Annotated in this window: 2 protein-coding genes, 1 pseudogene and 1 riboswitch; of the genes and pseudogenes, 1 reads left to right on the top strand and 2 read right to left on the bottom strand. The window is 54.7% G+C overall.

The annotated features are described in order from the left end of the window. Positions 1 to 84, top strand: a pseudogene (locus QZ506_RS19260) (lipoprotein); the annotation flags it as partial. Between the two features lie 188 nt (positions 85 to 272). Here the strand turns inward: QZ506_RS19260 and thiD are convergent. Continuing rightward, positions 273 to 1,097, bottom strand: coding sequence for a bifunctional hydroxymethylpyrimidine kinase/phosphomethylpyrimidine kinase (gene thiD / locus QZ506_RS19265; protein ID WP_291973202.1), 825 nt, complete (start codon positions 1,095 to 1,097; stop codon positions 273 to 275). Beyond that, entirely contained in the window at positions 1,085 to 1,888 is an 804-nt protein-coding gene (gene thiM, locus QZ506_RS19270; protein WP_291973204.1) for a hydroxyethylthiazole kinase, read from the bottom strand. The genes thiD and thiM overlap by 13 nt, the downstream gene beginning before the upstream one ends. 37 nt (positions 1,889 to 1,925) lie before the next feature. After that, positions 1,926 to 2,022: riboswitch (TPP riboswitch) on the bottom strand. Positions 2,023 to 2,301 lie beyond the last annotated feature (279 nt).

The raw sequence follows: 2,301 nt of genomic DNA on the forward strand, positions 1-2,301 counted from the left end.
CAGGTGGGTGAAGCCATGGCCATGGTCAAAGCGCTTAACCGGATCACGCTATTAGGAATGCCGAACAGTATTCGCATCACGTAACAATCGACCCGTATGGGGCGCAGTCGTTACAAGTTCTGATTTATTCAACAAAGCCTCAGTGCTGTTGTGCCGTTTGTTATTGCTCAACAGGTTTACCGCCAGGATCATCTCTTTCTGATCCCACCTGCATCAAGCCTCAACCTCAATGTCTGCGGCCTATCGCCGCCGACCGCTTTACACTTAACGCGCTACCACCATTGATGAAAATGATGCACTGGGCCAATCCCCTGCCCCACCTCCAATGAATCCGCCGCCAGTAATGCATACTGGAGGTAATGCTTCGCCGCTTGCACCGTATTTTCCCAATCGTGGTGGCGAGGGCGTAGCGCAGCCAGCGCCGCAGACAACGTACATCCTGTACCATGAGTGTGGAGGGTGTTTACCCGTGGTGCGCAGAAACGTTGCGGTGAATGCCCACGTTGAAACAGCCAATCCGGACTCTCCATGTCACTCAAGTGCCCCCCCTTGATCAACACCGCCTGGCATCCCATCTCCAGCAACCCCTGCCCTTGAGCTTTCATCTCTCTTTCTGTCGTCGCCGCATTGCACGCCAACAGCGCCGCCGCCTCCGGCAGATTAGGGGTTATTAGTGACACGCGCGGCAACAGCGTCTCACGAATCGCTGCGACCGCTTCAGGCGCCAGTAACGGATCGCCGCTTTTTGCCAGCATCACCGTGTCCAGCACAATATAAGGGACAGCATAGCGTTGCAGGCGTTCAGCAACGGCTTCAACAATATCACTTTGCTCCAGCATACCGATCTTCGCGCTATCAATACGCACATCGCTCAATACAGAATCCAGTTGAGCCGCCACAAAGTCAGGTTCGATACGATAAACCGACTGCACACCCTGAGTATTTTGCGCCACCAGTGCAGTGATCACGCTGGTGCCATAGGCGCTCAGGGCAGAGAACGTTTTTAGATCGGCCTGGATCCCGGCTCCACCGCTGGGATCGGTGCCTGCTATCGTTAACGCATTTATTCGGAGTGCGTTCTCTTTTATAAGGCACATGTCTGAGCCTCCTGACGCAATAGCGCAAGCGCATCCAAAAATGCAGGTGTAAAACTGCCTGGCCCGTTGGACTGCGCGGCGGCACGCTCCCCTGCGTGCGCCATTACTGCACAGGCTGTCGCAACTTGAGACAATGCGTCTTCACCGCGGGCGCAGAATGCGGCAACGACGGCGGAGAGTGCACACCCGGTACCCACCACACGTGTAATCACCGGATGGCCACCGTTTATCGCCCAAACGCGCACACCGTCCGTGACGTAGTCCACCTCTCCCGTCACCGCCACCACGGTTGACCAGCGCGCCGCCAGTTCGCGAGCGGCCGGGATGGCAGTAAAGGAAGCGTCATGGCTGTCAACGCCTCGGCCCTGCGAAGCGACGCCAGACAGCGCGATAATTTCCGAAGCATTACCGCGAATCGCCGCCGGTTTGCAAGGCAGCAATTCGCGCACAAAATCGGTGCGAAAGCGCAACACGCCAACCGCGACAGGATCCAGCACCCAGGGTTTTCCCGCTTGATTAGCGTTATGTACAGCGGCCAACATCGCATCGGCACGCGTTGATTCTAAGGTGCCTACATTAATCAGAAGTGCATCGGCCAACGCAGCAAACTGCGCCGCCTCGCCCGGATCCACCACCATCGCCGGGGATGCCCCAAGCGCCAGCAACACATTGGCGGTAAAAGACTGGACCACATCGTTGGTCAGGCAATGGACTAACGGAGAAGCCGTTGAGAAATCGTGCAAAACTGCCGCCGCGTGGGCAGCAGAAAAATCGGTGGGCAGGTCGTTCATTATAACTCCCAACCGGCGTGCAAGAAGACGGTAGCCGATCGAAATACCGAGACTTCCCTACGCTGGCATTATCCAGATCAGGTGGTACGGGTATTTCTCAGCCTTCACAAAGAAGGGCACCCCGAGTCATCGCAACATCAATTTACTGTGGTACTGTCACAGCAAAACATATTCAGGATAATCATCAAACCAGAGAGTGTAAATTGATTTGTATTCACCTCCCGGCTTTGTTGAATAATAGTGATTCATGCTGTTTTTCCATGCCAGTTTTGGGGCTTTGTTGAATAAATAGATTTTATGCTGGCAGTCCAGTGAAACGACGGATCATCGCAACGCAAAATCATGCAGTTAGGCCTCATGAGAAAGCTGTACACCTGAGGGGACAAGCATTTTCTACCAAAACTGGCTTGGTA

The sequence above is a fragment of the Candidatus Symbiopectobacterium sp. genome, assembly GCF_020054415.1.
Lineage (GTDB): Bacteria > Pseudomonadota > Gammaproteobacteria > Enterobacterales > Enterobacteriaceae > Symbiopectobacterium.

What these genes read in the sequence shown, in the direction of transcription:
- thiM (WP_291973204.1), bottom strand. Translation starts at nt 1,888, where the DNA reads ATGAACGACCTGCCCACCGATTTTTCTGCTGCCCACGCGGCGGCAGTT.
- thiD (WP_291973202.1), bottom strand. Translation starts at nt 1,097, where the DNA reads ATGTGCCTTATAAAAGAGAACGCACTCCGAATAAATGCGTTAACGATA.